25 protein-coding genes are annotated in these 25,935 nt (G+C 67.4%); 15 read left to right on the top strand and 10 right to left on the bottom strand.

Going from position 1 to position 25,935, the window contains the following annotated elements; translation table 11 throughout:
* Nucleotides 1-79: 79 nt before the first annotated feature.
* Nucleotides 80-961 carry an alpha/beta hydrolase gene (locus tag IM738_RS11580; protein WP_236966005.1) on the top strand — a complete coding sequence of 294 codons (882 nt, stop codon included), beginning with the start codon at nt 80-82 and terminating at the stop codon, nt 959-961.
* Nucleotides 962-1,184: 223 nt separating this feature from the next.
* On the opposite strand, the gene IM738_RS11575 is transcribed toward IM738_RS11580, so the two are convergent.
* Nucleotides 1,185-2,162, bottom strand: coding sequence for a GMP reductase (locus tag IM738_RS11575; protein WP_236966004.1), 978 nt, complete (start codon nt 2,160-2,162; stop codon nt 1,185-1,187).
* Between the two features lie 245 nt (nt 2,163-2,407).
* Between IM738_RS11575 and IM738_RS11570 the strand changes: the two genes are divergently transcribed.
* Nucleotides 2,408-4,843: a UvrD-helicase domain-containing protein gene (locus IM738_RS11570; protein ID WP_236966003.1), complete on the top strand. Its 2,436-nt coding sequence runs from the start codon at nt 2,408-2,410 to the stop codon at nt 4,841-4,843.
* Nucleotides 4,844-4,948: 105 nt separating this feature from the next.
* Here the strand turns inward: IM738_RS11570 and IM738_RS11565 are convergent, their stop codons facing one another.
* The 8 genes from IM738_RS11565 to phnF all read right to left on the bottom strand — a co-directional run bounded on the left by IM738_RS11565 (nt 4,949) and on the right by phnF (nt 12,512).
* Nucleotides 4,949-5,929 (bottom strand): porin, encoded by a 981-nt coding sequence (locus IM738_RS11565; protein WP_236966002.1) that lies wholly within the window; start codon nt 5,927-5,929, stop codon nt 4,949-4,951.
* A gap of 167 nt (nt 5,930-6,096) precedes the next feature.
* Nucleotides 6,097-8,319 (bottom strand): esterase-like activity of phytase family protein, encoded by a 2,223-nt coding sequence (locus IM738_RS11560; protein WP_236966001.1) that lies wholly within the window; start codon nt 8,317-8,319, stop codon nt 6,097-6,099.
* A gap of 177 nt (nt 8,320-8,496) precedes the next feature.
* On the bottom strand, nt 8,497-8,793 hold the full coding sequence (locus tag IM738_RS11555) for a hypothetical protein (protein WP_236966000.1): 297 nt from the start codon (nt 8,791-8,793) through the stop codon (nt 8,497-8,499).
* A 244-nt stretch (nt 8,794-9,037) separates the two neighbouring features.
* Complete coding sequence (locus IM738_RS11550; RefSeq protein WP_236965999.1) at nt 9,038-9,853, bottom strand: endonuclease/exonuclease/phosphatase family protein; 816 nt, start codon at nt 9,851-9,853, stop codon at nt 9,038-9,040.
* Nucleotides 9,850-10,497 (bottom strand): DapH/DapD/GlmU-related protein, encoded by a 648-nt coding sequence (locus IM738_RS11545; RefSeq protein WP_236965998.1) that lies wholly within the window; start codon nt 10,495-10,497, stop codon nt 9,850-9,852. Before IM738_RS11545 ends, IM738_RS11550 begins: the two co-directional genes overlap by 4 nt.
* Complete coding sequence (gene phnN, locus IM738_RS11540; RefSeq protein ID WP_236965997.1) at nt 10,494-11,048, bottom strand: phosphonate metabolism protein/1,5-bisphosphokinase (PRPP-forming) PhnN; 555 nt, start codon at nt 11,046-11,048, stop codon at nt 10,494-10,496. The genes IM738_RS11545 and phnN overlap by 4 nt, the downstream gene beginning before the upstream one ends.
* On the bottom strand, nt 11,045-11,761 hold the full coding sequence (locus IM738_RS11535) for a DUF1045 domain-containing protein (protein WP_236965996.1): 717 nt from the start codon (nt 11,759-11,761) through the stop codon (nt 11,045-11,047). Before IM738_RS11535 ends, phnN begins: the two co-directional genes overlap by 4 nt.
* Nucleotides 11,751-12,512: a phosphonate metabolism transcriptional regulator PhnF gene (phnF, locus tag IM738_RS11530; protein ID WP_236965995.1), complete on the bottom strand. Its 762-nt coding sequence runs from the start codon at nt 12,510-12,512 to the stop codon at nt 11,751-11,753. The genes IM738_RS11535 and phnF overlap by 11 nt, the downstream gene beginning before the upstream one ends.
* 75 nt (nt 12,513-12,587) lie before the next feature.
* Here phnF and phnG point away from each other — a divergent pair, with 75 nt between their 5' ends.
* From phnG to IM738_RS11470, 12 genes are all read left to right on the top strand, one after another.
* Nucleotides 12,588-13,106 (top strand): phosphonate C-P lyase system protein PhnG, encoded by a 519-nt coding sequence (phnG, locus tag IM738_RS11525; protein ID WP_236965994.1) that lies wholly within the window; start codon nt 12,588-12,590, stop codon nt 13,104-13,106.
* Entirely contained in the window at nt 13,106-13,738 is a 633-nt protein-coding gene (phnH, locus tag IM738_RS11520) for a phosphonate C-P lyase system protein PhnH (protein ID WP_442908510.1), read from the top strand. The genes phnG and phnH overlap by 1 nt, the downstream gene beginning before the upstream one ends.
* A gap of 2 nt (nt 13,739-13,740) precedes the next feature.
* Nucleotides 13,741-14,862: a carbon-phosphorus lyase complex subunit PhnI gene (locus tag IM738_RS11515; RefSeq protein WP_236965992.1), complete on the top strand. Its 1,122-nt coding sequence runs from the start codon at nt 13,741-13,743 to the stop codon at nt 14,860-14,862.
* A complete protein-coding gene (locus IM738_RS11510) occupies nt 14,859-15,761 on the top strand; it encodes an alpha-D-ribose 1-methylphosphonate 5-phosphate C-P-lyase PhnJ (protein ID WP_272907859.1) in 903 nt (300 codons plus the stop codon). Before IM738_RS11515 ends, IM738_RS11510 begins: the two co-directional genes overlap by 4 nt.
* Nucleotides 15,758-16,210, top strand: a complete 453-nt coding sequence (locus IM738_RS11505) for a GNAT family N-acetyltransferase (protein WP_236965991.1) — start codon at nt 15,758-15,760, stop codon at nt 16,208-16,210. Before IM738_RS11510 ends, IM738_RS11505 begins: the two co-directional genes overlap by 4 nt.
* 1 nt (nt 16,211) lies before the next feature.
* Nucleotides 16,212-17,003: a phosphonate C-P lyase system protein PhnK gene (gene phnK / locus IM738_RS11500; RefSeq protein WP_236965990.1), complete on the top strand. Its 792-nt coding sequence runs from the start codon at nt 16,212-16,214 to the stop codon at nt 17,001-17,003.
* Nucleotides 17,000-17,716: a phosphonate C-P lyase system protein PhnL gene (gene phnL / locus IM738_RS11495; protein WP_236965989.1), complete on the top strand. Its 717-nt coding sequence runs from the start codon at nt 17,000-17,002 to the stop codon at nt 17,714-17,716. Before phnK ends, phnL begins: the two co-directional genes overlap by 4 nt.
* A complete protein-coding gene (locus IM738_RS11490; RefSeq protein WP_236965988.1) occupies nt 17,713-18,882 on the top strand; it encodes an alpha-D-ribose 1-methylphosphonate 5-triphosphate diphosphatase in 1,170 nt (389 codons plus the stop codon). The genes phnL and IM738_RS11490 overlap by 4 nt, the downstream gene beginning before the upstream one ends.
* Nucleotides 18,883-18,965: 83 nt before the next feature.
* Nucleotides 18,966-19,826 (top strand): phosphonate ABC transporter ATP-binding protein, encoded by an 861-nt coding sequence (gene phnC, locus IM738_RS11485; protein WP_236965987.1) that lies wholly within the window; start codon nt 18,966-18,968, stop codon nt 19,824-19,826.
* Nucleotides 19,827-19,895: 69 nt separating this feature from the next.
* On the top strand, nt 19,896-20,840 hold the full coding sequence (gene phnD / locus IM738_RS11480) for a phosphonate ABC transporter substrate-binding protein (protein WP_236965986.1): 945 nt from the start codon (nt 19,896-19,898) through the stop codon (nt 20,838-20,840).
* Between the two features lie 97 nt (nt 20,841-20,937).
* The gene (gene phnE, locus IM738_RS11475; RefSeq protein ID WP_068166732.1) at nt 20,938-21,744 is read left to right on the top strand and encodes a phosphonate ABC transporter, permease protein PhnE; all 807 of its coding nucleotides are present in this window, start codon (nt 20,938-20,940) and stop codon (nt 21,742-21,744) included.
* Between the two features lie 158 nt (nt 21,745-21,902).
* Nucleotides 21,903-23,102: an MFS transporter gene (locus IM738_RS11470; RefSeq protein ID WP_236965985.1), complete on the top strand. Its 1,200-nt coding sequence runs from the start codon at nt 21,903-21,905 to the stop codon at nt 23,100-23,102.
* A gap of 582 nt (nt 23,103-23,684) precedes the next feature.
* Here the strand turns inward: IM738_RS11470 and IM738_RS11465 are convergent.
* Nucleotides 23,685-24,887, bottom strand: a complete 1,203-nt coding sequence (locus IM738_RS11465; RefSeq protein ID WP_236965984.1) for an alpha-D-ribose 1-methylphosphonate 5-triphosphate diphosphatase — start codon at nt 24,885-24,887, stop codon at nt 23,685-23,687.
* A gap of 170 nt (nt 24,888-25,057) precedes the next feature.
* Here IM738_RS11465 and IM738_RS11460 point away from each other — a divergent pair, with 170 nt between their 5' ends.
* A complete protein-coding gene (locus tag IM738_RS11460) occupies nt 25,058-25,933 on the top strand; it encodes a PhnD/SsuA/transferrin family substrate-binding protein (protein WP_236965983.1) in 876 nt (291 codons plus the stop codon).
* The last annotated feature ends 2 nt before the right edge of the window (nt 25,934-25,935 follow it).

The raw sequence follows: 25,935 nt of genomic DNA, 5'->3' as shown, positions 1-25,935 counted from the left end.
TACTCCGTATACAGAATACACGAACTTCTCACGATGTGAGTGACAGGGTGTTTCACTGCGCTGCGGGACAATGCCGCCCATGAACGACGCCCAACACACCGACCCCGCCTGGCTCGACAGCCAGTACAACAACCGCGCCCTCGTGCCCGAGCATGCCCAGCACTTCGAGCGCTGGGCCACCGGGTCGAGTCAAGCCAGGGCCGAGCTGGGGGGCTTGCTGGACGTGGCCTACGGACACGAGCCGGGGGAGACGCTGGACCTCTTCCACCCGCGCCAGAAGGCTGGCGAGCCGCTGGCCCCCGTGCTGGTGTTCATCCACGGGGGCTACTGGCGCAGCCTGGACAAGGCGGACCACAGCTTCCTGGCCCCGGCCTTCGTGAACAAGGGCGCCTGTGTCGTGGTGCCCAACTACGCGCTGTGTCCGGCGGTGACGATTCCCCAGATCACCCTGCAGATGGTCAAGGCGCTGGCCTGGGTCTATCGCCACATCGCGGTGCACGGCGGTGATCCGCGCCGCATTTCGCTGGTCGGCCATTCGGCTGGCGGCCACCTCGCGGCGATGCTGCTGGCCTGCGAGTGGGACCGCTACGCGAGCGACCTGCCGCTCGATCTCGTGAACAACGCGCTGTCGATTTCGGGCGTGTTCGATCTGGAACCGCTGCGCCACACCCCGTTTCTGAGCGACGCCTTGCGCCTGACACCGGAACAGGTGCGCATGGCCAGCCCGGCCTATTTGCCGCGCGTGCCGCAGGAGGACGAGCGGGGCGTGTTGCTGAGCGTGGCGGGCGGTGACGAAAGCAGCGAGTTCCTGCGCCAGAACCGCCTGATCCGCGAAACCTGGGGCGAGGCCCTGGTGCCCATCTGCGAAACCCTGCCGGGCCTGAACCACTTCAGCGTGCTCGAAGCTCTGGTGCAACCGGGCCACCGGCTCAACGATCTCGCGATGCAGCTTTTGGACTGATTCCCACCCGCTGGACAGGACCACCCCCGCCGCGCTGCGCGCGACCCCCTCCAGGGGGCGATGCGAGTGGCCCGGCGAAGCCGGTTCCACCGCATCCTCGAACAAGACATCTCGCGCCGGAGGGGGAGTCCGCCTCAGGGCACCGCCGGGCCGGCTTTGCCGGACGGCCAGTGCCGCCCCCTTGAGGGGGTGACGCGCCCCTGGGCGCGGCGCGGGGGTGGGCCTACATGAACAGGTGTTCGCCCGCGTTCTCGCCACCGAGCACCACGTAATTCACCTTCTTCAGGTCGAACAGTTTCGTGCCGCCCGCGTAGCTGATCGAGCTTTGCACGTCCTGCTCCATCTCGATCAGCGTGTTCGCCAGCTTGCCTTTGATGGGCTCCAGGATGCGCTTGCCTTCGACGTGTTTGTACTCGCCCTTGTTGAAGTCGCTGGCCGAACCGTAGTACTCCTTGTACAGCTCGCCGTCCACCTCGACCGTCTTGCCCGGCGACTCTTCGTGCCCGGCGAACAGCGAGCCAATCATGACCATCGAGGCGCCGAAACGCACGCTCTTGGCGATGTCGCCGTGGCTGCGGATGCCGCCGTCGGCAATGATGGGTTTGGTCGCCACGCGCGCGCACCACTTGAGCGCCGAGAGCTGCCAGCCGCCGGTGCCGAAGCCGGTCTTGAGCTTGGTGATGCAGACCTTGCCCGGGCCCACCCCCACCTTGGTGGCGTCCGCGCCCCAGTTCTCCAGGTCGATCACCGCCTCGGGCGTGGCCACGTTGCCGGCGATCACGAAGCTGCTCGGGAGCCGCGCCTTGATGTAGCCGATCATGTCGCGCACGCTGTCGGCGTGGCCGTGCGCGATGTCGATGGTGATGTACTCGGGCACCAGGCCCTCGGCGGCGAGGCTGTCCACCGTGGCGCGGTCGGGCGCCTTCACGCCCAGCGAGATCGAGGCGTAGACGCCCGCGGCGTGCATGTCGCGCACGAACTGCACGTTGTCCAGGTCGAAGCGGTGCATCACGTAGAAGTAGCCGCTCTGCGCCATCCAGAGGCAGATCTTTTCATCCACCACGGTCTTCATGTTGGCCGGCACCACCGGCAGGCGGAATTTGCGCCCGCCCAGCTCCACGCCAGCGTCGCATTCCGAGCGGCTTTCCACGCGGCATTTGCGCGGCAGCAGCAGGATGTTGTCGTAGTCGAATATCTCCATAAAACCAGGCTCCAGAAAACTGTTGTGAATGAACAGGGAGAGCGCTTGGCTTGGGTCCGGTCTTCTGTCGGGCGGGAATCCATCCGGCCAAAAAGAAACCGGGCGCAAGAATCTTGGGCCCGGTGGTTGATTCTAGGCGCTACGGCCGGCGCGGCACAGGGCGGCCATCGGATGGCGGGCTTATAGCGTTCATACGCAGGGACATATAGACCCGGCGCGGTGCCCCGGCTTCCTACAATCGAAGCATGTTGTTTGAAGAATCCGTTGCCCCGTCCCCGCTGCTTGCGGGCCTCAATGCCGAACAGGGCGCCGCCGTCACCCTCCCCGCCGAACACGCGCTCATCCTGGCCGGCGCCGGCTCGGGCAAGACCCGTGTGCTCACCACCCGCATCGCCTGGCTGCTGCAGACCGGGCAGGTCACGCCCGGCGGTGTGCTGGCCGTGACCTTCACCAACAAGGCCGCCAAGGAGATGATGACGCGGCTGTCCAGCATGTTGCCGGTCAACGTGCGCGGCATGTGGATCGGCACCTTCCACGGCCTGTGCAACCGCTTCCTGCGCGCGCACCACAAGCTGGCCAACCTGCCGCAGACCTTCCAGATCCTCGATACGCAAGACCAGCTCTCGGCCATCAAGCGCCTGTGCAAGCAGTTCAACGTGGACGACGAGCGTTATCCGCCCAAACAGATTCAGTATTTCATCAGCGGCTGCAAAGAAGACGGCCAGCGCCCGGGCGACGTGGTCGCGCGCGACGAAGAGACGCGCAAGAAGGTGGAGCTGTACGCGCTCTACGAAGAACAGTGCCAGCGCGAAGGTGTGGTGGATTTCGGTGAACTCATGCTGCGTTCATACGAAGTTCTGCGCGACAACGACCCGGTGCGCGAGCACTACCAGCGCCGCTTCAAACACATCCTGATCGACGAGTTCCAGGACACCAACCGCCTGCAATACGCGTGGATCAAGATGTTTTCCGCACCGCCTATCGAGGGGCTCACGCCCTCCGGCAATGCGGTGTTTGCCGTGGGCGACGACGACCAGAGCATCTACGCCTTCCGCGGCGCGCGCGTGGGCAACATGACCGACTTCGTGCGCGAGTTCCGCGTGAAGCACCAGATCAAGCTGGAGCAGAACTACCGCAGCGTCAGCAACATCCTCGACTCGGCCAACCAGCTCATCAGCCACAACAGCCACCGCCTGGGCAAGAACCTGCGCACCGACGCAGGCGCTGGCGAGCCAGTGCGCGTGTACGAGGCGGTGAGCGATTTCGCCGAGGCGCAGTGGATGGTGGACGAGATGAAGCAGCTCGCGCGCGAAGACATTCCGAAGAGCGAGATGGCCGTGCTTTACCGCAGCAACGCGCAGAGCCGCGTGGTCGAAACCGCGCTGTTCAACGCCGGCATGCCTTACCGCGTGTACGGCGGACTGCGCTTCTTCGAGCGCGCCGAAATCAAGCACGCGCTGGCCTATTTGCGCCTGCTGGAAAACGCCAACGACGACACCAGTTTCCTGCGCGTGGTGAACTTCCCGCCACGCGGCATCGGGGCGCGCAGCATCGAGCAGCTGCAGGACGTCGCGCGCACCTCGGGCTGTTCGCTGCACGACGCAGTGAGCGCTGTCACCGGCCGCGCCGGCGCGGCCATCGGCGGCTTCGTGGCCAAGCTCGATGTGCTGCGCGAGCGCTCGGTGGGCATGACACTCTCCGAGATCATCGAGCTGGTGCTGGACCACAGCGGCCTGGTGGAGCACTACCGCGCCGAACGCGAAGGGCAGGACCGGGTGGAGAACCTGGAAGAACTGGTCAGCGCGGCCAAGAGCTTTGTGGGCATTGAGGGCTTCGGCCGTGACGCGGTGGCGCGCACGGTGGACGGTTCGCCACTGACGCAGAGCCCGGCCAGCCAGGGCATCGACCCGACGCTGCCCGTGGTGGACGAGCCGCTCGCCCCCGACGCCGACACCGGCGAAACCATGAGCCCGCTCGCGGCCTTCCTCACGCACGCCGCGCTCGAATCGGGCGACAACCAGGCCCAGGCCGGGCAGGACGCGGTGCAGCTCATGACGGTGCACGCCGCCAAGGGCCTGGAGTTCGACTGCGTGTTCATCACTGGCATGGAGGAGGGCCTGTTTCCGCACGAGAACTCGATGAGCGACCGCGACGGACTGGAAGAAGAACGCCGCCTGATGTACGTGGCGATCACGCGGGCGCGCAAACGCCTGTACCTCAGCCATTCGCAGACGCGCATGCTGCACGGCCAGACGCGCTACAACATGAAGAGCCGCTTCTTCGAGGAACTGCCCGAGGCCTGCCTGAAGTGGCTCACGCCGCAGCAGCCGGCCTGGAACCCGAGCGCAGCTGGAGCGGGCGGTGGCGGTGGCTGGCAGGGCAACCGGGGTGGCTACGGCACGCGGGGTGCGGGGGCGCCCGCCGTGCTGCAGCCGGCATGGTCACCCGGCTGGGCCTCGGGCAGCGACCCCAAAGGCCTGGGGGGCAAGAGCAACCCCGAGCCCGACCGCGGCACCGACCTCAAGGCCGGCATGAAGGTGTTCCACAACAAGTTCGGCGAAGGCAAGGTGCTGGCGCTGGAAGGTGCGGGCGCCGATGCGCGCGCGCAGGTGAGCTTTTCGCGCCATGGCGTGAAGTGGCTGGCGCTGTCGGTGGCCAAGCTCACGCCGGTGGACGACTGACGGCCCATGAAAAAAACCACCGGCGCCGAAGCGCCGGTGGCTGAAAAAACTTGCGCAGACTCTGATTGCCGCGTTGGCTACCCGCGCAAGACCCGGAGAAAACGATCAGAAGTCGTGGCGCAGGCCCAGGGCGAACAGGCGGGTGTCGGCCGTCTTGGTGCCCGAACCGTTTTTCACGTTGTGCGAACGCAGGCCGCCGTACAGCTTGGTGCGCTTGGACAGGGCGTAGGTTGCGCCGACGCCGAAGCCCGATGACTTGCCGGCGGTGGAGCCACCGATTTCGGTTTTGCTGGTGGCGTAGCCGACCGACAGATTGACATTGCCCAGGGGCACGTTGACGCCCACGGTCAGTTCGTTGTCGTCGCCCTTGGCGTCATTGCCCTTGCGCGTGTTGTAGCCACCGGAGAGGCTCATCATGCCCAGGTCGTACGAACCGGCGAACATCAGGTAGTCGTTTTCCTTGCCCTTTTCCTGCTGCAGGCCCAAAGCCACGTTCAGCGGGCCGTTCTTGTAGCCGACCTTGGCACCCACCATGTTGGCGTCGACGGTGGCGTCTTCGTCCAGCGCGTATTCGATGCCGCCGTAGACACCGCCCATCGAGGGGAGGGCGTAGGTGATCTTGTTGTTGAAGCGGCTGCTGTAGTCGCCGCCCGAGCCCCAGACGCCGTTGGCGGCGGGCGTGAAGGCCGAGTCGAACACGTTGCTGCTGTAGGCCAGGCCACGCACTTCGTCATAGATGGTGGAGCTGCGGCCGAGCTTCACTTCACCGAAGCCACCCGACAGGCTGACGGTGGACTCGCCCTTCCACATCGGGTCCTGCGAGGTGCCGGTGTCGGCGTCGAGGCGGTGCTCCAGCTTGAAGCCGGCCTTCAGGCCGCCACCGAGGTCTTCGGTGCCGCGAAAGCCCAGGCGCGAGGTCGTCAGACCGCCGTCGCCGCCGTTGAACAGCTTGGTCTGGCTGCCCTTGTCGAGTTCCTTGAGGCTGCCCACCGACAGGTCCACACGACCGTAGACGGTGACAGACGATTGCGCCATGGCGGCGCCCGAGGCGGCCAGCACGGCCAGAGCGATGAGGGATTTTTTCATGGGATGTTGTCCAGAAGTTGGGTGAATGTGGAGGCGGCGAAACCCCGCCGCTCCCCACACCCGCTGCCTTGGGCAAGCAGGTGGGTGTATTTCATCGGGCGACCGCAAAAGCTCTGTGACACTCTCATTTCTTTGCCATGAATGTTGCATTGCAACAACAAGCAGTATCAAGGCCTCCCGGCATTGACCCAGCGTGTCCAGCCGGCGCCGTCGTTGTCGTTCACCACCCACAGATCGCCCTTGAACACCACCATGCCCTCGGCCTTTTCCTGCAGGTAGTTGAAGTCTTTCCGCAGGTCGCGCACCAGGGTCTTCTGCAGCGTCGCGCCTTCCGTGACGTCGGCGGCCTTCACGCTGTAAATCCGCTTGACCTCGGCGTTGATCGCCTGGCCTTCACCGCCGCCCTTGTCGCGTTCGAGCAGCAGCAGGCGCCCGTCGTCGGTGAGCTGGATTTCAGAGAGCCCCATCCAGAACTGCTGCGGGTCTTTGCTGTGCCGGTCCAGCGGGTAGAGGGCGGTGGTCCAGGTGTCGGTGGGCAGGTGCAGCTTGAGGATCGCGGCCTGCGGCCGCTTGACATCGAAGCCCCGTTGAATGGCGATGTACAGCGTCTGCCCGTCGGCGCTCGCGGTCACGCCCTCGAAGCCCGTGCCGGTCTTGGGGCTGGCGAACCGGGCCTGCACGCTGGCGGGCAGCTTCACGCGCTGCTGCACCACGCCCGAGGCGTTCACCTTGATCAGCTCGTTGCCCTCGACCGTCGCGCCCTCCGAGGCGATCCAGAAACCGTCGGCCACCTTGGCGATGCCTTCCGGGTCCACCTTCAATGCCTGGCCGTCGGTGGAGGTGAGCATGGTGACCTGATCGATCACCATGCGGCCCTGAGGCACTGGCGAAGGGTCGATCCGGAAGATGCGCGACTGGCCAAAGGCGTTGTCGGGCACGGCGTACAGGTGCGTGCCGTCGGTGGTCAGGCCCGAGAGGGCGCCCCACGGCATGCTGGCGTCCTTCGCCACCAGTTGCGGCTCGCTCGCGGCGGGTGCGCCCTGCGCGTGAAAGCGGTAGAGGTTGAGCGAGCCGTCGCCCTCGTTGGCCGTGATCAGCAGCTGCTGGCCGTCGCGCCGCTTCGTGACCGTGATCAGGCCCTCGGGCGACAGGCCGGTCGGCAGCAGCTGAACGAAATGCGGCTGTTTCGGGGCTTCGACGCGGTGCACTTCGACGAAAGCACCGCGCTCAGAACCCGCGAACAGGTAGGGCTTGCCACCGAACGTGCCCGCCGCCACGCCTTCGATCTCCACACCCTTGGCCGCCGAGCGCCCGTCGGGGTAATGGCCGTGCAACAGCGCGTTGAGCTCGGTGCGCTCGCCGGTTTCATGGACGACCTCGCCGCGGGTGTTCATGAGCGTGAAACCGCGCGCACCGGGCAGCACGCCCTCTTTGTCCTTCTTGCCGTCGCCCTCGTTGGCGGTGGCAAACACACCGGGCGCGACCCACGCCACCGCGTCGGCTTCGCGGCGGGCCGTGAAGCTGTCCTTGAACAGCACCTCCTTGTCTTTTTTCAGATCGGCGTTGCCGCTGCGGACCACGTTGCCCATGGAGAACACGCGTTCCAGCCTGGCTCGCGCCGGGTGGCTCAGATCCAGGATCGCCACCGCATTGTTCTCCTGCAGCGACACCACCGCCTTTTGAGCGCGCGCGTCGACAGACACAAACTCCGGCTGCGGGTCGTTGGGGTAGACCACGCCTGCCGTGGCCTGCAGGGCCTTCACCAGTTCGATGGACTGCACGCCGGTGCTGGCGCCACCGTAGAGGTCTTGCAGGCCCACCACGTCGATGCGGCCCGGGCGCTGGCCGTCGAGCGTGGCGTCGCCTTTGGCGTCGGTTTCTTCGTCTTCGATCGCCACCACGGCGCGCAGCGTGCGGCCCTGGCCCACCAGGGCCAGCGAATCGGGGCCCACGCCCACGGTGATGTCCTTGACGTGTTGCACCGCGCGCGGGTTGCGGATGTCGTACACGCGCAGGAACCCACGGCGCGCGTTGCTCACGTCGTCACCCATGCGCACCGCCGCCACGGCGTAGCGGCCGTCCGGGCTGATGGCGACCGACGTGGGCTCGCCCACGCCCATGCGCTGCACGTCCACGCGCGGCAGCAGCACCGGTTGTTCAGGGCGTGTGATGTCGATCAGCCCCAGCACCCCGGCGTCGGCGCTGGTGTAGACCAGCGTCATGCCGTCGGGCGTGGCCGCCACGATCTCGGCCACGCCGTCCACCGCCAGGTGGTGGACCATGGCAAACGCGCCGACGGGTGGGACCGGCTGCGCCGAGCGCGCCAGCGAGGAGAAAGCAAGGGAAGCCGCGAGGGCCGCGGTCAAGGTGCAGAGACGAAGGGTGTGCATGAGAAGGGTGGGAGGCTGGGAACAAACCGAGCAGCCTACGGTTCCCATGTGTCACCACCGTGAAGTCGCGCCCTTCAACACGCCGTCGCGGTGTGTTGGGCGAAAAAAAACCCCTGCCGGCGGACGCGGGGCAGGGGTGGTGGGGCACGCGCCGCTGGGCGCGGTGGAGGCGGCAGGTCAGTCGGCTTTCGCGACCGCCGCCTTGGGGGCTTCGGCGCCGGGCTGGGCTTTCTGGAGGGTCTCCTGCATGGACAGGTCCAGCAACACGGCCTTGCTGGTGTAGTAGCGGTCGAGCCGCCACTCGGCCATGACCTCCATGGCCAGGTTGAAATCGTCGTAGTCCAGGCTGTACAGATCCGACAGCAGGAACGGGACCTCGGATTCCAGGGCGAGCACCAGGCGCGACAAGGTGTCGGCGGCCGGTTTTCCGGACTTGTTTTCGATCAGCTTTCGGGCTTTTTTCAGGGCTCTCATGTGAACTCGCTCTCTCTCAACGGTTTGTAAATGGTTGGTTAAACCAAAGACCTAATGGTTTACCCATGGCGCACAGCATACCGGCCAGGGCAGGGGTTTTGATGACAGAAATGTGACGGAGGCGTGAAGAGACCTGCCGCTGAAGGGCCTTCAGGGAGGTCGGATGAGAGCCCGTTGCAGGCGCTGCTCACGGGCGATGGGCCGGCATGCGGGCGGGGCAGCCGGGCACGGTCCGTGGTGAGGCTCAGCCCACGCTGAAGGTGACGCTCACGCCCGCGTGATCGCTGGGGAACACACCCGAAGGCTGCGCGGGTGCGTTCAGCACCACCGACGCGCCCACACAGACCACCGGTGCCTGGGAGCAGCTGGGCATGCAGAGAACCTGGTCCAGGTTCAGGCCCTGTCCTTCGGGCGTGTGGTACGTCACCTTGGCGCCCGCGCCGGCCTGCTCGTGCGCATCGACCAGGCCCCAGGGAGGCTCCAGAAACCGGGCCAGTTCAGGCGAGTCCATGGAGGCGTTGAAGTCGCCGCAGATCAGGGCGATGTCGTGCCGTGGCATCCACACCGGGCGGCCCAGCAGGGCGCGCAACTGTTCGGCGCGCAACGCACCGCCGCCCTCCAGGTGCGACAGGTGGGCATGGACCAGCAGCACCGACCGACCCGCCACCTCCAGCGAGCAGATCTGGGCCACCCGGCCCCCATCGGCCACCGATGAAGGCAGCTCGACCCGGTCGCCGGAACGGATGGGCGAGCGCGTCAGCACGGCCAGCGACGAGAAGCTGTCCACCCACCCGCCTTGAAACCAGCGCGGCTTGCGGCGGGCCGGGGCGGTGTGCAGGTGCATGCCCAGGTGCTGTGCCAGGGTTCGGGCGGTGTCGGTGCTGCCGTCGAGCGTGGCGAAACATTCCTGCAGCGCGAACACATCGGCGTCCAGGGCCTGCATCTGCTCGCACATCGTCTCCAGGCGCCGGGGGTAGTCTCCGTCGCACTTCCAGGTGTTGAACGTGACCACCTTCAACCGGGTCGGGCCTGTGTGCAGGCTGTTCGGCTCCGGGGTCATGCGGCGTACCGGGACAGGAAGCGCCGCAGGTCGCAGAAGTCGTCCATGCGCTCGGCCAGCGTGTCGTGGTCCCAGTCCCACCAGGCGGTGGACTCGATGGCGCTGGCAATGGATCTTGTGAAGCGCTGGCGCAGGACCTTCGCCGGAGCGCCTGCCGCGATGGCGTAGGCCGGCACGTCTTTGGTGACCACCGAGTTGCTGCCGATCACGGCCCCGTTGCCGATGGTCACGCCCGGCATGATCACCACACCGTGGCCGATCCAGGTGTCGTGACCGATGCCCACGCGCTGGCGGCGGCGCCACTCGAAGAAGCTCGCATCGTCTTCCGGCGCCAGGCCGTACCTGGCGCGGCGGTAGGTGAAGTGGTGCAGCGTGGGGCGCTCCATGGGGTGGAAGCCCGGGTTGATGCGCACCATGGCCGCGATGTTGCTGAACTTGCCGATGTCGGTCGACATGATGTCGCAGCCCCGCTCCAGGTACGAGTAGTCGTCGAGCACGCTGTCGGTCAGGCGCGCGTGGTCGCCGACCTCGGTGTAGCGGCCGAAACGGCAGTCCTGGATGACGGCCGTGGGGGCGATGCTGGGCGCCAGGCCGAGCTGCCTGGCTTCGCCGACGTTGAACGATGCGATGTGGGTGAAACTCATTGAGGCCATCCGGGCAGGTTCTGAAGGTGGCTGAGAAGCTGGCGGCCCGCGTCGTCCAGCGCACCGTCGTTCAGGATCTCGATGGCGTGGGTCGGCGGCAGTGCCTGCGTGCGGTGGATGCGCGCCTCGACCTCCGCCGGGCCTTCCCGGCCGCGCGCCAGCAGGCGCTGGCGCAGGGTGTCGGGGCTGGCGGAGATGTGCACCACGGCCACCCCCGGAAAGCGCGAACGGGTGGTGTCCAGGTGACCGCGGGAGCCGTTAACGAGCACCCAGTGGCCGTGATCGAGCGGCGCGGTTTCACAGTGGCGAATGCCGTAGTGAAGCCCGTTGGCCTGCCAGTTGAGCGCGAAGGCCCCCCGTTCGCGCAAGGCCAGGAATTGCAGCTCGTCCACCGCCTCGTGCACCTCGTCGCCCGGGCGCGCCGCGCGGGTGATGGTGCGCCGCGCCCAGTGGATGGCCGGCACGGGAGTCAGGTGGTGACGCACCCAGCCCAGCACGCTGTCTTTGCCGGCGCCCGAGGGCCCGACCACGTACACGAGGCGACGGCTCATTTGTGAAAATCCCAGCGCTCGACGAACACGAAATCGGCGCCCTGGGTGGGCTCCGCGAACAGCGACAGTCCATCGAAGGGGCAGGGCGGCAGCGCTTCGAACCAGGTCTGTGCCGCCTGCTCCAGGCGCTGCACCGTTGTCTCGTCAACACCTTGCAGGTGGCCCGTGAGCGAGAGGTGGCAGCGGTAGCGCTCCAGCACGTAGGGGTAGCCCCAGCGCACCAGCAGCGCGTCTTCCTGGGTGGACAGGTTTCCCTTGCGACGGCGTCGTTCGAGTTCGTCGGACGACAGGGGCGCCGCCAGCTTGGCCAGCTGGGTCACGCAGGCGCTGGCCACCGCGTTGATGGCGTCCTTGTTGCCTTCGGGGCACAGCGCCAGGAACCCGCCCAGCTTTCGCACCCGCAGGGCCGGCATGTCAAAGGCGGTGAAGGAAGCGGCCAGCGCCCGCAGCGCCTCGCGCAGGTCGTCCAGGCCCACGCCCTCGCTCAGCACAAACGGTGCTTTCAGCGTGGCGTGCCAGCCGTAGCGCCGGGGGTCGGCGGTGAGTCGCTGTTGGGGTTCGGGCGCGAGGCCGTCGAAGCGGGGTTGTGCCAGCGGGGTGCCGGTGGCCGCGTCGCGGCCCAGCCAGCGGCTGCCCGCTTCCCACCAGGCGGAGCCGGGCGGTGGCGAGAAGTAGACCGCGAAGCGGTGGGCGTTGCTGAAGTCAACGGTCATCGTGGGTCACCGTGAGCTTGACGCGGTCGCCCGCGAACCAGGTGCTGGCGAATTCGATCGGCACGCCCGCGCCGTCGACGTTCACGCTGGTGACGAACAGCACCGGTCGGTTGACCGGCTGCTTGAGCAAGGCCGCCACTTCCGGACTCGGCAGCTGTGCCGTGATGCGGCTCTCTTTGCGGGTGTAGTCCGTCACGCCGTGGGCGGTGAAGGCGTCGGTGATGGAGCCGGTCTCGCGCAACACCGCCTCCAGCCGCTCGAAGCGCGGCAACGGGAACACGCGGTCGCTCACGTGCAGCGGCTGGCCGGCGCCCACGCCCAGCACCTGCAGGCGCAGCACCGTGCTGCGCGCGGGCAGCTGCAGGGCCTGCGCCATCGCGGCGGTGGCGCGGGTGCGCTGAGCGTCCTGCACCTCGAAGCGCCCCTGCAGACCGGCCTGCGCCATGTTCTGCCGGTGGCGCGTGCGCTTGCCAATGATCAGGTCGACCGCGAAGTCTTCGACGTAGGTGCCGCTGCCCTGCGTGATGCGCACCAGGCCCTTCTGGCACAGGCTGGCCAGCGAGCGCCGCACGGTGTGGCGGTTGACGCCGTACTGCTCGGCGAGCACATGCTCCGAGGGCAGGCGCTGGCCGGGCTCGTAAACGCCGCGCGCAATGGCCTCGGAGATTTCGTTGGCGATGCGTGCCCAGAAGCTCTGGTTTTCGCGGGGGGTGTCCGGGGGGGACGTTGGAAAGGTCAGGAGTTTTGTCATGAAAGGGACATTCGGCGGGCCTACGCTCGGGGCCTGGATTCAATTTGTCTAGACGTCTTACAAGGTACCACGGACATGTTTCATGCATTTGACAGTTCGGCGCCCAACCGGCCGAAATCTCCGCTGACCCGGCCCGACTGGATGGCGCTGCTGGCACGCGCACCGATGCCGGTGCTCGAAGCTGCGCTCGCGCCCCACAGCTCGGCTGCACCGCGCTGGTTGCGCGCTCCCGAAACCGGCCTGATGATGGTGCAGGGCCGCGCGGGCGGCACTGGCGAGCGCTTCAACCTCGGTGAAGTCACCGTGACCCGCTGTGCGCTGCGCCTGCCCGGCACCACCCCGCAGGCGCCGGTGGGCGTGGCCTATGTGATGGGCCGCTCGCACCGCCACGCACAGCTCGCGGCGCTGGCCGATGCCCTGTTGCAGGACCCGTCGCAGCAGGCCGTTCTCGATGCGCAACTGCTGCAGCCGGTGCGCGAACACCTGGCGCATCAGCAGGTGCAACGCCAGCAGCGTGTGCAGAGCACCAAGGTGGAGTTCTTCACCGTGGCGCGCGAGTCGGGCGGTGCCGACGACGAAGAGGAGGGCGCTTGATGTCTCACGATCTGTCTTCGGTGGGGGCCGGTTTTTCCCACGAGGCCTTCGGCAGCCAGGCGGTGTTCCGCTCGGCCCTGCAGGCCCTGTCGCACCCCGGCCGCTGCATCCCTGTGGAGCACGACGCCGAGCTGCCCCGCCACGGCAACGCCGCCGCGGCGGTGTTCCTGCTCGCCATGCTCGACGCCGACTGTGGCCTCTGGCTGTCGCCCTCGCTGCGCGACAGCGACGCCGCGATGTGGCTGCGCTTTCACACCGGTTGCCAGCTGGTGGAGCACGCCGCGCAGGCCCAGTTCGTCTGGGTGGGCGCTGGCGATGCGCTGCCCGCGCTGCAGAGCCTGCGCCAGGGCAGCGATCAATGCCCCGACCAGTCGGCCACCTGCGTGGTCGATGTGGGTTCCCTGTCCGCCGGTGTCGATGCAGAAGCGCAGTGCTGGACGCTCAGCGGCCCCGGCATCCGCGACCAGGCGCTGCTCGGCGTGACCGGCCTGCCCGGTGACTTTGCCGCGCAATGGGCGCTCAACCACGGCGGCTTCCCGCGCGGTGTCGACCTGTTCCTCGCCACCCACGACCAGCTCGTGGGCCTGCCGCGCACCACGCGCATCCACACCCACTCCGCTCTGGAGGCCTGAGCATGTACGTTGCCGTCAAGGGCGGAGAAACCGCCATCCTCAACAGCTACCGCCTGCTGGCCGACCAGCGCCGTGGCGACCCGGCCCAGCCCGAGCTGGGCGTGGCGCAGATCCGCGAGCAGCTCAAGCTGGCGGTCGACCGCGTCATGACCGAAGGTTCGGTGTACGACCCCGAGCTCGCCGCGCTGGCCATCAAGCAGGCCTCGGGCGATCTGATCGAGGCCATCTTCCTGCTGCGCGCCTACCGCGCCACGCTGCCGCGCCTGGGCACCACCTGCGCGCTGGACACCGCGCGCATGGCGCTGGAGCGCCGCATCTCGGCCACCTTCAAGGACCTGCCCGGTGGCCAGGTGCTCGGCCCCACCTACGACTACACACAGCGCCTGCTCGATTTCAGCCTGCTGGCCAGCGGTGCCCCGGTGGTGTCGGGCGACGCGGTCGCTGCGGCCAGCGCCCAGCCCGAGGCCACGCCGCGCGTGGTGGACCTGCTCAACCAGGAAGGCCTGATCGAAACCCGCCCGGTGCCGCCGGGCGACCCGGCACCGGTGGACCTGACGCGCGAACCCCTGCGCTTTCCCGCCGACCGCGCCACGCGGCTGCAGAACCTCGCGCGCGGCGATGAGGGCTTTCTGCTCGCCATGGCCTATTCGACCCAGCGTGGTTATGCGAACTCGCACCCCTTCGTCGGCGAAATCCGCCTCGGGCAGGTGGCGGTCGAGATCGTTCCCGAAGAGCTGGGCTTTGCCATTTCCATCGGTGACATGGAGCTGACCGAGTGCGAGATGGTCAACCAGTTCGCGGGCAGCAAGACCGAGCCGCCGCAGTTCACGCGCGGCTACGGCCTGGCCTTTGGCCACAGCGAACGCAAGGCCATGGCCATGAGCCTGGTGGACCGCGCGCTGCGTGCCGACGAACTCGGCGAGGCGGTGTTGTCGCCGGCCCAGATGCCCGAGTTCGTGCTCTCGCACAGCGACAGCCTGGAGGCCTCGGGCTTTGTGCAGCACCTGAAGCTGCCGCACTACGTGGACTTCCAGGCCGAGCTGGAGCTGGTGCGCAAGATGCGCGCCGTGGCCGCCACACAGGTCGAAAACGCCACCACCCCCAACGAAGAGGCCGCCGCATGAACGCACCCTATGAAGCCGTAGCGCTGGAGCGCCTGCCCGAGCCGGCCGTCGAACGCGCCGCCGAGGTCAACTTCGCCTACCTCGACGAGCGCACCAAGCGCATGATCCGCCGCGCCATCCTGAAGGCCGTGGCCATTCCCGGCTACCAGGTGCCGTTCGGCTCGCGCGAGATGCCGCTGCCCTACGGCTGGGGTACCGGCGGCATCCAGGTCACCGCCTCGGTGATCGGGCCGGACGACACCCTGAAGGTCATCGATCAGGGCTCGGACGACACCGTCAACGCGGTCAACATCCGGCGCTTCTTCCAGCGCACCACCGGCGTGGCCACCACCACGCGCACCGTGGATGCGACGCTGATCCAGACGCGCCACCGCATCCCAGAGATCCCGCTGGTTGAAGGCCAGGTGCTGGTCTACCAGGTGCCGGTGCCCGAACCCATGCAGCGCCTGGAGCCGCGAGAGACCGAGACCCGCACCCTGCACGGCCTGGCCGAATACGGCCTCATGCACGTGAAGCTCTACGAAGACATCGCGCGCTACGGCCACATCGCCACCACCTACGACTACCCCGTACTGGTCAACGGCCGCTACGTGATGGCGCCGTCGCCGATCCCGAAGTTCGACAACCCCAAGATGCACATGAACCCCGCCCTGCAGCTCTTTGGCGCCGGGCGCGAGAAGCGCATCTACGCCGTGCCGCCGTACACGTCGGTGGAGAGCCTGGGCTTCGAGGACCACCCGTTCGAGGTGCAGCGCTGGGACGCCGCCTGCGCCCTGTGCGGCGCCACCGATTCTTTCCTCGACGAGGTGATCACCGACGACGCTGGCGCGCGCATGCACGTGTGCTCGGACTCGGACTATTGCCAGTCGCGCCAGCCGGCTGAGGGGGACCCGTCATGAGCCTGCTGATCCGCGAAGCCACCGAAGCCGATCTGCCCGGCGTGCTGGCGCTGTACGGGCAATCGGGGCTGGACAACGACGCCGTGCTCACCCTGGCACAGGCGCGCGAGGTGTTCCAGCAGTTTGCGCGCTACCCCAGCTACCGGCTCTTCGTCGCCTGCGAGCCGTCGTTTCCCGACACCGTGATCGCCACCTACGCCCTGCTGGTGATGCACAACCTGGCGCACAACGGTGCGCCGTCTGCCATCGCCGAAGACGTGGTCGTCGCTCCCGACCGCCAGGGCCAGGGCATCGGTCGCCAACTCATGGCGCACGCCATCGAACAGGCGCGCACCGCCGGTTGCTACAAGCTGGCCCTGTCATCGAACGCCAAACGCCAGGCCGCACACGCCTTCTACGAGTCGCTGGGCTTCCAGCGCCATGGTCTGAGTTTTGTGATCGAGACTTGAAATGAACACCCCTTTGTCTTCTTCCACCCCTTTGCTGCGCGTGCGCGGCGTGGCCAAGCGCTACGGCGACCATGTCGCGCTGCACGAAGCGTCCTTCGATCTCTGGCCGGGCGAGGTGCTGGCCGTGGTGGGCGAGTCCGGCTCGGGCAAGACCACCCTGCTCAACGCCATCGCCGCGCGCACCACGCCCGACGCCGGCAGCGTCGAGTTCCTGGGCCGCGACGGCCTGCTGCAGGACGTGCACGGCATGTCGCAGGCGCAGCAACGCCTGCTGGCGCGCACCGACTGGGGCTTCGTGCACCAGAACGCGGCCGATGGCCTGCGCATGGACGTCTCGGCCGGCGCCAACGTGGGCGAGCGCCTGATGGGCCTGGGCGAGCGCCACTACGGGCGGCTGCGCTGCACCGCCGAGGAGTGGCTGCAGCGTGTCGAGATCGACCCGATCCGCATCGACGACGCACCGCGCACTTTCTCCGGCGGCATGCGCCAGCGCCTGCAGATCGCGCGCAACCTGGTCACGCAGCCGCGCCTGATCTTCATGGACGAGCCCACCTCGGGGCTGGACGTGTCGGTGCAGGCCCGCCTGCTCGACCTGATGCGCCAGCTCACGCGCCAGATGCACCTCGCCGCGATCATCGTCACGCATGACCTGGCCGTGGCCCGCCTGCTGGCCCACCGCATGATGGTGATGCAGCGCGGCCGCGTGGTCGAAGCGGGCCTCACCGACCAGGTGCTCGACGACCCCCAGCACCCCTACACCCAGCTCCTCGTCTCTTCGGTACTGCAACCATGAACCCACCCCTGCTTCAGATGAAAGGGGTGGCCAAGCGCTTCACCCTGCACCACCAGAACGGCGCCGAACTCTCGGTGCTGCACAACGTCGATCTGGAGGTGCGCCCCGGCGAATGCCTGGTGCTCGACGGCCCTTCCGGCATGGGCAAGAGCACGCTGCTCAAGCTCATCTACGCCAACTACCGCGCCACCGAAGGCCGCATCACCGTGGCGCCCCCGGGCAGCGAGCCGGTGGAGGTGACCGAGGCCTCACCGCGCGAGCTGGTGCGGCTGCGCCGCGAAAGCATCGGCTACGTGAGCCAGTTCCTGCGCGTGATTCCCCGCGTGTCGGCGCTGGACGTGGTGGCCGAAGCGCTGGTGGAAGACAGCGGCGACGACCCGGCGGCGCTGGAGGCCGCGCGCGAACAGGCGCGCGCCTGGCTCACCCGGCTGCGCATCCCTGAGCGCCTGTGGGCCTTGCCACCGGCCACGTTTTCCGGCGGCGAGCAGCAGCGCGTGAACATCGCACGCAACATGATCAAGCCGCGCCCGCTGATGCTGCTGGACGAGCCCACCGCCTCGCTCGACGCGGCCAACACCCGCACCGTGATCGAGCTGATCCAGGAAGCCGCCGCGCGCGGCGCCGCGCTGGTCGGCATCTTTCACGACGCCCATGTGGGCGACGCCGTGGCCACGCGGCGCATCAACGTCGGTGATTTCAGGAGCGCCGCATGAATCACTCAGTGAGCCCGCCCATCGTGTACAAGAACGCTCGCATGGTGTTGCCCGACGAGGTGCAGACCGGCAGCCTGTCGGTGGAGGCCGGTCGCATTGCCGGATTCGGGTCCAGCAACAGTTCGCTGCCGCAGGCCATCGATCTGGAAGGCGACTACCTCATGCCCGGCTTCATCGAGGTGCACACCGACAACTTCGAGCGCCACCTGATGCCGCGCCCCAAGGTGCAGTGGGCCGAGATGCCGGCGCTGCTGGCGCACGACGCCGAGATCGCCGCCGCCGGCATCACCACCGTCTTTGACGCGTTGGGCGTGGGCGATGCCGACCACGAAAGCCTGCGCGGCACGGCCTGGAACACGGTGCTGCAGACGCTGGACGCTTGCACGGCCGAGAACGTGCTGCGCGCCGACCACCACCTGCACGTGCGCTGCGAGCTGCCGGCGCACAACACCATCGACCTGTTCCAGCCCTTCCACGGCCATCAGCGCCTGTCGCTGATCTCGCTGATGGACCACACGCCGGGCCAGCGCCAGTGGGAAAACATCGAACACGCCCGCATCTACTACACCGGCAAGAAGGGCTGGAGCCAGGAAAAGTTCGAGCACCAGGTGGCGCACGCCGAGCGCCTGCAGGCCCAGTACGCCGAGCCGCATCGCGACTACTTCGTGGACTACTGCCGCGAACACGGCATCGCGCTAGCCAGCCACGACGACACCACCGTCGCCCATGTGGAGCAGGCGCATGCCGAAGGCGCCAGCATGTCCGAGTTCCCGACCACACTGGCCGCCGCCCAGGCCGCTCGCGAGCGCGGTCTGCTCACGGTGATGGGCGGTCCCAACGTGGTGCGCGGCGGCTCGCATTCGGGCAACGTGGCCGCGGCCGACCTGGCGCGCCATGGCCTGCTCGACATCCTCTCCAGCGACTACGTGCCGGGCAGCCTGCTCAGCGCCGTGTTGCGGCTGGTGGCCGACGAGATCCTGAGCCTGCCTGAGGCCGTGGCCATCGTCAGCCGCAACCCAGCCCGCGCCACTGGTCTGGATGACAGAGGTGCCATTGAGCCCGGCCTGCGCGCCGACCTGGTGCAGGTGCGCGTGGTGAACATGCCCAACGGCGTGCGCCACGGCGTGGTGCGCGCGGTCTGGAGAGAAGGGCAACGGGTGCTCTGACTTGCAATCTTCTGTGAATCGTCAAACGACTGTCACAGGCCAAAACCACACTCAGCGTGTCTAGACGACTTTGGAGCCCACCCATGACAACCGCCCTGCGCATTCACCAGCTGAACAAACATTTCGCCAACGGCAAACACGCCCTGCGCGACATCAATCTGGAGATCCAGCGGGGCGAGATGGTGGCGTTGATCGGCGCTTCCGGCTCCGGCAAGTCCACGCTGCTGCGCCATGTGGCGGGCCTGGTGGTGGCCGATGCGGGCGAAGGTTCGCTGATCGAGATCGACGGCCAGTGTGTGCAGCAGGGTGGCCGTGTGCACCGCGACATCCGCAAGGTGCGCTCGCAGATCGGGTTTGTGTTCCAGCAGTTCAACCTGGTGGACCGCCTGCCGGTGATGGCCAACGTGCTGGTCGGTCGCCTGCACCAGATGCCTCTGTGGCGCAGCCTGACCCGCTGGTTCAACGCCCAGGAGCGGGCGATGGCCATCGAAGCGCTGGCCCGCGTGGGCATCGCCGAATGCCACGCCCAGCGCGCGTCCACGCTCTCGGGCGGCCAGCAGCAGCGCGCGGCCATCGCGCGCACGCTGGTGCAGGGCGCGAAGGTGGTGCTGGCCGACGAGCCCATCGCCTCGCTCGACCCCGAATCCTCGCGCAAGGTCATGGAAATCCTGACCCGCATCAACCGCGAAGACGGCTCCACCGTGGTGGTGTCGCTGCACCAGGTGGACATGGCCCTGAAGTACTGCCCGCGCGTGATCGCGCTGCACCAGGGCCAGGTGGTGTTTGACGGTGCCGCCTCGACGCTCACCCCGGCCCTGTTGCGCGAGCTCTACGGCATGCAGGCCGACGAAATGCTGATGGGCGCGCCACAAGCCCACGCTCCGATTCCCTTGACCCCGGTGCCCGAGCGCCACTGGCCGACACCGCTGGCGCAAGCGGCCTGAGCGCCGCGTTCATTCCCAAGTTCTCCTCCCACCTTTCCCCGTTCCCCACCCTTCCTGACGGAGTCATTCATGCTCAAGAAAACCCTGGCCGGCCTCGCGCTCGGCCTCACCCTCACCGGCGCCTTCGCGCAGGACATCAACTTCGGCATCATCTCGACCGAGTCGTCGCAGAACCTCAAGGCCGACTGGCAGCCGCTGCTCGACGACATGGCCAAGCAGACCGGCTTCAAGGTCAACGCCTTCTTCGCGCCCGACTACGCCGGCGTGATCGAAGCCATGCGCTTCAACAAGGTGCACGTGGCCTGGTACGGCAACAAGTCGGCCATCGAAGCCGTGGACCGCGCCAGCGGCGAGGTGTTCGCCCAGATGGTCAACGCCGACGGCACCGACGGCTACTACTCGCACCTCATCGTGCACAAGGACAGCCCGATCAAGTCGCTCGACGACGTGCTCAAGAACGGCAAGAGCTACAGCTTCGGCAACGGCGACCCGAACTCCACCTCCGGCTTCGTGGTGCCCAGCTTCTACGTGTTCGCCAAGAACAAGGTCGACCCGCGCACGCACTTCAAGATCGTGCGTTCCGCCAACCACGAAACCAACGCCCTGGCCGTGGCCAACCAGCAGGTCGACATCGCCACCAACAACAGCGAGAACCTCGACAAGATCGCGCAGAAGTTCCCCGAGAAGCGCAAGGACATCCGCGTGATCTGGACCTCGCCCCTGATCGCCCTCGACCCACTGGTCATGCGCAAAGACCTGCCCGAGGCCACCAAGGCCAAGATCAAGAACTTCCTGTTCACCTACGGCAAGACCGACCCGCGTGAAAAAGAGGTGCTGGTGAAGATCTCCAAGCTCTCGGGCTTCAAGCCATCGTCCAACGCCCAGTTGCTGCCGATCCGCCAGCTGGACCTGTTCGGCAAGCGCAACAAGATCGAGTCCGACACGGCGCTGAGCGAATCCGACAAGCTGGCCAAGCTGGCCGAGATCGACAAGCTGCTGGCCGCGCTGAACTGACCGTCCTGCCACCAGATCAAAGACCGTCCGTGGCGTGCCGCCACCGACGGTCTTTGTCTGAAGTGTGCTCCAAAAAATTCATTCCAACTCCACCACGATGTCCACCACGCTCAATGTCCACCGCCTGACACCGGCCGTGGTTCCCGCCCCGAAACGCAGCCTGACCTGGTACCTGTCGTGGGCCGCGCTCTTGTTGTTGCTGGCGGGCTCGTGGAAGGGCGCCGACATGCGCCCGCTCGACCTGATCCGTGACTCGGGCAACATGGCCACCTACGCGGCCGATTTCTTCCCGCCCGATTTTTCGCAGTGGAAGCTTTACCTGAGCGAGATCATCGTCACGCTGCAGATCGCGCTCTGGGGCACGGCGCTGGCCGTGCTCACCGCCATCCCGCTGGGCCTGCTGGCCTCCAGCAACATCACGCCCTGGTGGGTGCACCAGCCGGTGCGCCGCCTGATGGACGCGTTCCGCGCCATCAACGAAATGGTGTTCGCCATGCTGTTCGTGGTCGCCGTCGGCCTCGGGCCGTTCGCCGGTGTGCTGGCGCTGTGGATCCACACCGCGGGCGTGCTGGCCAAGCTGTTCTCGGAAGCGGTGGAGGCCATCGATCCGCAGCCGGTGGAAGGCATCCGCTCAACCGGCGCGAGCGCGCTGCACGAGATCGTCTACGGCGTGATCCCGCAGGTCATGCCGCTGTGGATTTCCTACATGCTGTACCGCTTCGAATCCAACGTGCGTTCGGCTTCGGTGGTGGGCATGGTGGGCGCGGGCGGCATCGGCGTCGTGCTGTGGGAAATCATCCGCGGCTTCCAGTACGCCGAGACCTGCGCCGTGATGCTGATGATCATCGTCACGGTGAGCGTGATCGACGTGATCTCTTCGCGAATCCGAAAAGTCCTGATTTGATGGCCCACCCCTGCCGCGCTGCGCGCGACCCCCTCAAGGGGGCGATGCGAGAGGCCCGGCAAAGCCGGTTCCTCCGCATCCTGAGGTGAGGCATTCCGCTCCGGAGCGTCTCGGGCTTTGGCCGCGCGTTCGCATCAGGCCGGCTTAAAGTCTCCACCATGCTGATCTCGCACCGCACTTCGGTGGTCGCCCGCCTGGGCACCGCGCAGACCCTGGCCTGGGCCTCGTCTTACTACCTGCCGGCCATGATGGCCACGGCGATGGCCACGGACCTGGGCGTGTCCGTGACGACGGTATTTGCCGCCTTTTCGTTTGCGCTCATCGTCTCAGCGGTGTTCGGTCGCTGGGCGGGGCAGTTGATCGACCACCACGGGGGGCGCCCGGTGCTGATCGGCACCAACCTGCTGTTCGCGGCGGGGCTGGCGGCGCTGGCGCTGGCGCAGGGGCCGGTGCTGCTGTTTCTGGCCTGGGGCCTGATCGGCGTGGCGATGGCGGCGGGTCTGTACGACGCTGCATTCGCCACGCTGGTGCGCCTTTACGGCCACGACGCGCGCAGCTCCATCACCGGCATCACCCTGATCGCCGGTTTTGCCAGCACGGTGGGTTGGCCGCTCACCGCCTGGCTGGAGCACGAGCTCGGCTGGCGCGGCGCCTGCCTGTGCTGGGCGGGCCTGCACCTGCTGCTCGGCCTGCCGCTCAACGCTTCGTTGCCGCGCAGCGCGGCAGCGCCCGGCGTGAGCCCGGTGGCGGCGGTGGTGTCACCCACCGCCGCGCCAGCGCCAGCGCCGGCGGTGGCGCCGGGCGCCACGTTCTGGCCCACCGTCCTGCTGTCGCTGGTCTTCGCCGTCACCTGGTTCACCAGCACCGCCATGGCGGCCCACCTGCCGCGCCTGCTGCAGTCCCACGGGCTGACGCTGGCGGCAGCGCTGGCTCTGGCGGCCCTGGTGGGGCCGGCCCAGGTGGCGGCCCGGCTGCTGGAGTTCGGCTTCTTGCGCAAGGTGCACCCCTTGCTGTCGGCCCAGATGGCGACGGCCGCGCACCCGGTGGGCGCCGTGCTGCTGATGGTGGTGGGTGGCCCGGCGGCGCTGCTGTTCACGGTCTTGCACGGCGCGGGCAACGGCATCCTCACCATCGCCAAGGGCACGCTGCCGTTGGTGATCTTCGGGCCGAAGGGGTATGGGGCACGCCAGGGTTTGCTCATGGTGCCGGCGCGGGTGGCGCAGGCCTTTGCGCCGCTGGTCTTTGGTCTGGCGATTGACCAGTTCGGGGGCGGCGCCCTCTGGGTGTCGACGGGCGTTGGCCTGGTCGGCCTGGCTGCGCTGGTGTGGCTGCAGCGCAGCGGCTCGGTGGTTCGGTGAGACCTCGCGTGCCAAGGCGTGTGCGCTCAGGCCGCAGCGCTTGAGCTCGGCGGTCGGCGCTGCGCACCGACTGCCCTGCGATGCTCGCGGCCGTGGCCCGTCGCCAAACTCGCTGCGTTCGCTTCGCTCTCTCCGCTCAAACAATGGCGACGAGTCAGATGACGAAGCGCGCTGCGCGCGCGGCCACAACCACTGCGCTTCTCGGCGCCTCACAAGGCGCGCTGCGCCCTGAGCGCACACGCCTTGGCCGAAAAGGTGTTGGCGCGCGACCGGTGGAATACCCAATCGCTTCATGCTGCGGCAGGCGCTGCCCGGCGAGGGCGATTTTCCGGGGTGGCTGTGTCCGCGCTTCTGGGGCCGGGCGCGCAAGTGCGCGCATCGTTGTCTGACTCGCGGCCACTGTCTGAGCGCAGAGAGCGACAGCGAACGCAGCGAGTTTGGCCGCGCCGGCCCCAGAAGCGCGGACACAGCGAAGTCGGTGCAGCCGACCACCCCGGATGAGCCCCCGCCGGGCAGCGCCTGCCGCAGCCCGCGAGGTGCTGCCTCTCGGACTTGGCCTGCAAAAGGTCTTCCATCAAAAAGTCAGAGCGCGTCCAGGGCAACGGCCGTTGAAGGCGCATGAAGACGTGGTGCCCCCTTGGCCGCAAACGCCAGGTGACCACCGATCACATGCGCCGCCACGCTGGGTGGCCGACCGGCCGGTGTGCGCACCAGCACGATGTCGGCCCGCAGGCCCACGGCCAGGCGGCCTCGGTCAGACAGACCGGCGGCATCGGCGGCGTTGCTGGAAATCATGGCCCAGGCGGTGGGCAGATCGCAGACACCGTCTTCGCTCAAACGGAACGCCGCCGGCAACATGGCCGGGTAGTAGTAGTCGGAGGTGAGCACGGTGCACAGGCCTGCACGCGCCATCACCGAGGCCGACACCGCGTTGTTCAGGTGGCTGCCGCCGCGCACCACGTTGGGCGCGCCAAACACCACCGGGTTGCCGTACACGCGGGCCAGCGCCGCCGTCTCGCGGGTCTTGGGAAATTCGGACACCGTGACGCCGATGGACTGGTACCACGAACGAACCTCGGGCGAAGGGTCGTCGTGCGAGGCCATGGGCACCCCGTTGGCCAGCGCGGCGGCGGCCAGGCGTCTGATGGAGGCGGAGACCTCGTCGTGCCGCGCGGCCACACGCCCGGCCAGCGCCTGCAAGGCCTCGGCCGACAGACCGGTGCGCTGCAGCACCGTCATGGCATCTTTCGGGTGCCCGAGCTTGCGCAGGATGTCGGGCGTGTGGTCGTTGAAGGCGAGCAGGTCGATGCGTCCCTCGGCCAGCCAGCCCAGCACCTCGTCCTCGCCGTCCAGGTTGTAGGTTTCGTGGCGCAGGTGCAGGCGCGCATCACACGAGAGGTGGTCTGCTGCGGCGTCCATCGCAGCCATCAGACGCACCAGCGTGTCACGGCTGCGCAGGCCGGGTTCCCATGAAAAGGTCACGCCGTGGAAAGCGGTGGAAATGCCGTTGGCCACCAGCTGCCGGTCGGTCTCGGCGAGGGCCAGCTGCAGGTCGAAATGCACGCCCGGGCGCGGCATGATCTGGCGCTCGAAGGCGTCGCCGTGCAGGTCGATGATGCCGGGCATCACCCGCAGGCCGCGGGCGTCCATCACGGGTGCGCCGTTGACCTCGCTGCCGATCTCCACGATGACGCCTTGGTCCACCGTGATGACCACGTCATCCTGAAAACCCGAGGGCAGAAGGGCGCTGCCGCCCGTGATTGCAAAGCGCTCCAGTGTGCTCATGTTGGGTGTCCCCGTGTTCGAAAAGCTGTCCAGCGTGCCCCATTTGTGTGACAGCGGCACGACGAAAAAGCGGCGTCATGCAAGTCATGAAATATTCATGTCGTCTACACAACTTTGTCACCCTGCGAGATCACGCTCTCGAAGTTGTCTAAACCACTTGGAGCTGCCTCATGAACTGGACCAAACACCTCGCCACCGCCGCCACGGTGATCGGCCTCACCGCCACGGCCTTCTCGGTTCAGGCGCAAACGCTGCGCCTCGCCGTCACCGACATCGTGGGGCTGGAAAACCTGCAGCGCGAATACGCCGGCTTCCAGAAGATCCTCTCGGACAAATCGGGCATGAAGGTCGAGCTGTTCCCCGTGCCCAACCGCACCGCCGCGGTGGAAGCGCTCAACGCGAAGAAGATCGACCTGGTGCTGACTGGCCCGGCCGAGTACGTGGTGTTCAAGAAGCGCACCGGCGCCAAGCTGGTGGTGGGCTTCAGCCGCCCCGAGTATTACGGCTCGGTGGTCACGCTGGTGGGCTCGGGCATCGACGGGGTGGAAGACCTCAAGGGCAAGAAGGTCGCGCTCGGTGACGTGGGTTCCACCTCGCGCCACCTGTCTCCTGTGCAGGTGCTGGCCGACCTGGGCCTCAAGCCCGGGCAGGACGTGCAGATCCTGCACATCAACCGCAACGTGGCGGTCGAGGCCATGAAGCGCGGCGACGTGGCCGCCATCGGCATCAACCGCACCGACCTGCCCGGCCTGTCCAAGAAGCACCCTGACGTGGTCTTCAAGGTGATCGCGCGCGGCCGCGACCTGCCCAACGACGTGCTGCTCGCCGGCACCCACGTGCCCGACGCCGTGGTCGGCCAGATGAAAAAGGTCTTCAGCGACAACTCCGAAGCGCTCATCGCCGCCGTGCTGATGGGACCGGACGAAAACCAGAAGTTCCAGGGCATGAAGTTCATCCCCAGCATCGCCGATGCCGACTACAACTACGTGCGCAAGATGTACACCACCATCGGCCAGCCGCAGTACGCCGCCTTCGTGGGCGATTGATC

The organism is Hydrogenophaga sp. SL48 (assembly GCF_021729865.1).
Taxonomy (GTDB): Bacteria; Pseudomonadota; Gammaproteobacteria; order Burkholderiales; family Burkholderiaceae_C; genus Hydrogenophaga.
The sequence above is the reverse complement of the archived record's forward strand: the minus strand, read 5'-3'. Positions and strand labels throughout refer to the sequence as shown.

Coding starts and splice junctions, on each gene's coding strand:
- IM738_RS11580 (WP_236966005.1), top strand. CDS start 80: ATGAACGACGCCCAACACACCGACCCCGCCTGGCTCGACAGCCAGTAC.
- IM738_RS11575 (WP_236966004.1), bottom strand. CDS start 2,162: ATGGAGATATTCGACTACGACAACATCCTGCTGCTGCCGCGCAAATGC.
- IM738_RS11570 (WP_236966003.1), top strand. CDS start 2,408: ATGTTGTTTGAAGAATCCGTTGCCCCGTCCCCGCTGCTTGCGGGCCTC.
- IM738_RS11565 (WP_236966002.1), bottom strand. CDS start 5,929: ATGAAAAAATCCCTCATCGCTCTGGCCGTGCTGGCCGCCTCGGGCGCC.
- IM738_RS11560 (WP_236966001.1), bottom strand. CDS start 8,319: ATGCACACCCTTCGTCTCTGCACCTTGACCGCGGCCCTCGCGGCTTCC.
- IM738_RS11555 (WP_236966000.1), bottom strand. CDS start 8,793: ATGAGAGCCCTGAAAAAAGCCCGAAAGCTGATCGAAAACAAGTCCGGA.
- IM738_RS11550 (WP_236965999.1), bottom strand. CDS start 9,853: ATGACCCCGGAGCCGAACAGCCTGCACACAGGCCCGACCCGGTTGAAG.
- IM738_RS11545 (WP_236965998.1), bottom strand. CDS start 10,497: ATGAGTTTCACCCACATCGCATCGTTCAACGTCGGCGAAGCCAGGCAG.
- phnN (WP_236965997.1), bottom strand. CDS start 11,048: ATGAGCCGTCGCCTCGTGTACGTGGTCGGGCCCTCGGGCGCCGGCAAA.
- IM738_RS11535 (WP_236965996.1), bottom strand. CDS start 11,761: ATGACCGTTGACTTCAGCAACGCCCACCGCTTCGCGGTCTACTTCTCG.
- phnF (WP_236965995.1), bottom strand. CDS start 12,512: ATGACAAAACTCCTGACCTTTCCAACGTCCCCCCCGGACACCCCCCGC.
- phnG (WP_236965994.1), top strand. CDS start 12,588: ATGTTTCATGCATTTGACAGTTCGGCGCCCAACCGGCCGAAATCTCCG.
- phnH (WP_442908510.1), top strand. CDS start 13,106: ATGTCTCACGATCTGTCTTCGGTGGGGGCCGGTTTTTCCCACGAGGCC.
- IM738_RS11515 (WP_236965992.1), top strand. CDS start 13,741: ATGTACGTTGCCGTCAAGGGCGGAGAAACCGCCATCCTCAACAGCTAC.
- IM738_RS11510 (WP_272907859.1), top strand. CDS start 14,859: ATGAACGCACCCTATGAAGCCGTAGCGCTGGAGCGCCTGCCCGAGCCG.
- IM738_RS11505 (WP_236965991.1), top strand. CDS start 15,758: ATGAGCCTGCTGATCCGCGAAGCCACCGAAGCCGATCTGCCCGGCGTG.
- phnK (WP_236965990.1), top strand. CDS start 16,212: ATGAACACCCCTTTGTCTTCTTCCACCCCTTTGCTGCGCGTGCGCGGC.
- phnL (WP_236965989.1), top strand. CDS start 17,000: ATGAACCCACCCCTGCTTCAGATGAAAGGGGTGGCCAAGCGCTTCACC.
- IM738_RS11490 (WP_236965988.1), top strand. CDS start 17,713: ATGAATCACTCAGTGAGCCCGCCCATCGTGTACAAGAACGCTCGCATG.
- phnC (WP_236965987.1), top strand. CDS start 18,966: ATGACAACCGCCCTGCGCATTCACCAGCTGAACAAACATTTCGCCAAC.
- phnD (WP_236965986.1), top strand. CDS start 19,896: ATGCTCAAGAAAACCCTGGCCGGCCTCGCGCTCGGCCTCACCCTCACC.
- phnE (WP_068166732.1), top strand. CDS start 20,938: ATGTCCACCACGCTCAATGTCCACCGCCTGACACCGGCCGTGGTTCCC.
- IM738_RS11470 (WP_236965985.1), top strand. CDS start 21,903: ATGCTGATCTCGCACCGCACTTCGGTGGTCGCCCGCCTGGGCACCGCG.
- IM738_RS11465 (WP_236965984.1), bottom strand. CDS start 24,887: ATGAGCACACTGGAGCGCTTTGCAATCACGGGCGGCAGCGCCCTTCTG.
- IM738_RS11460 (WP_236965983.1), top strand. CDS start 25,058: ATGAACTGGACCAAACACCTCGCCACCGCCGCCACGGTGATCGGCCTC.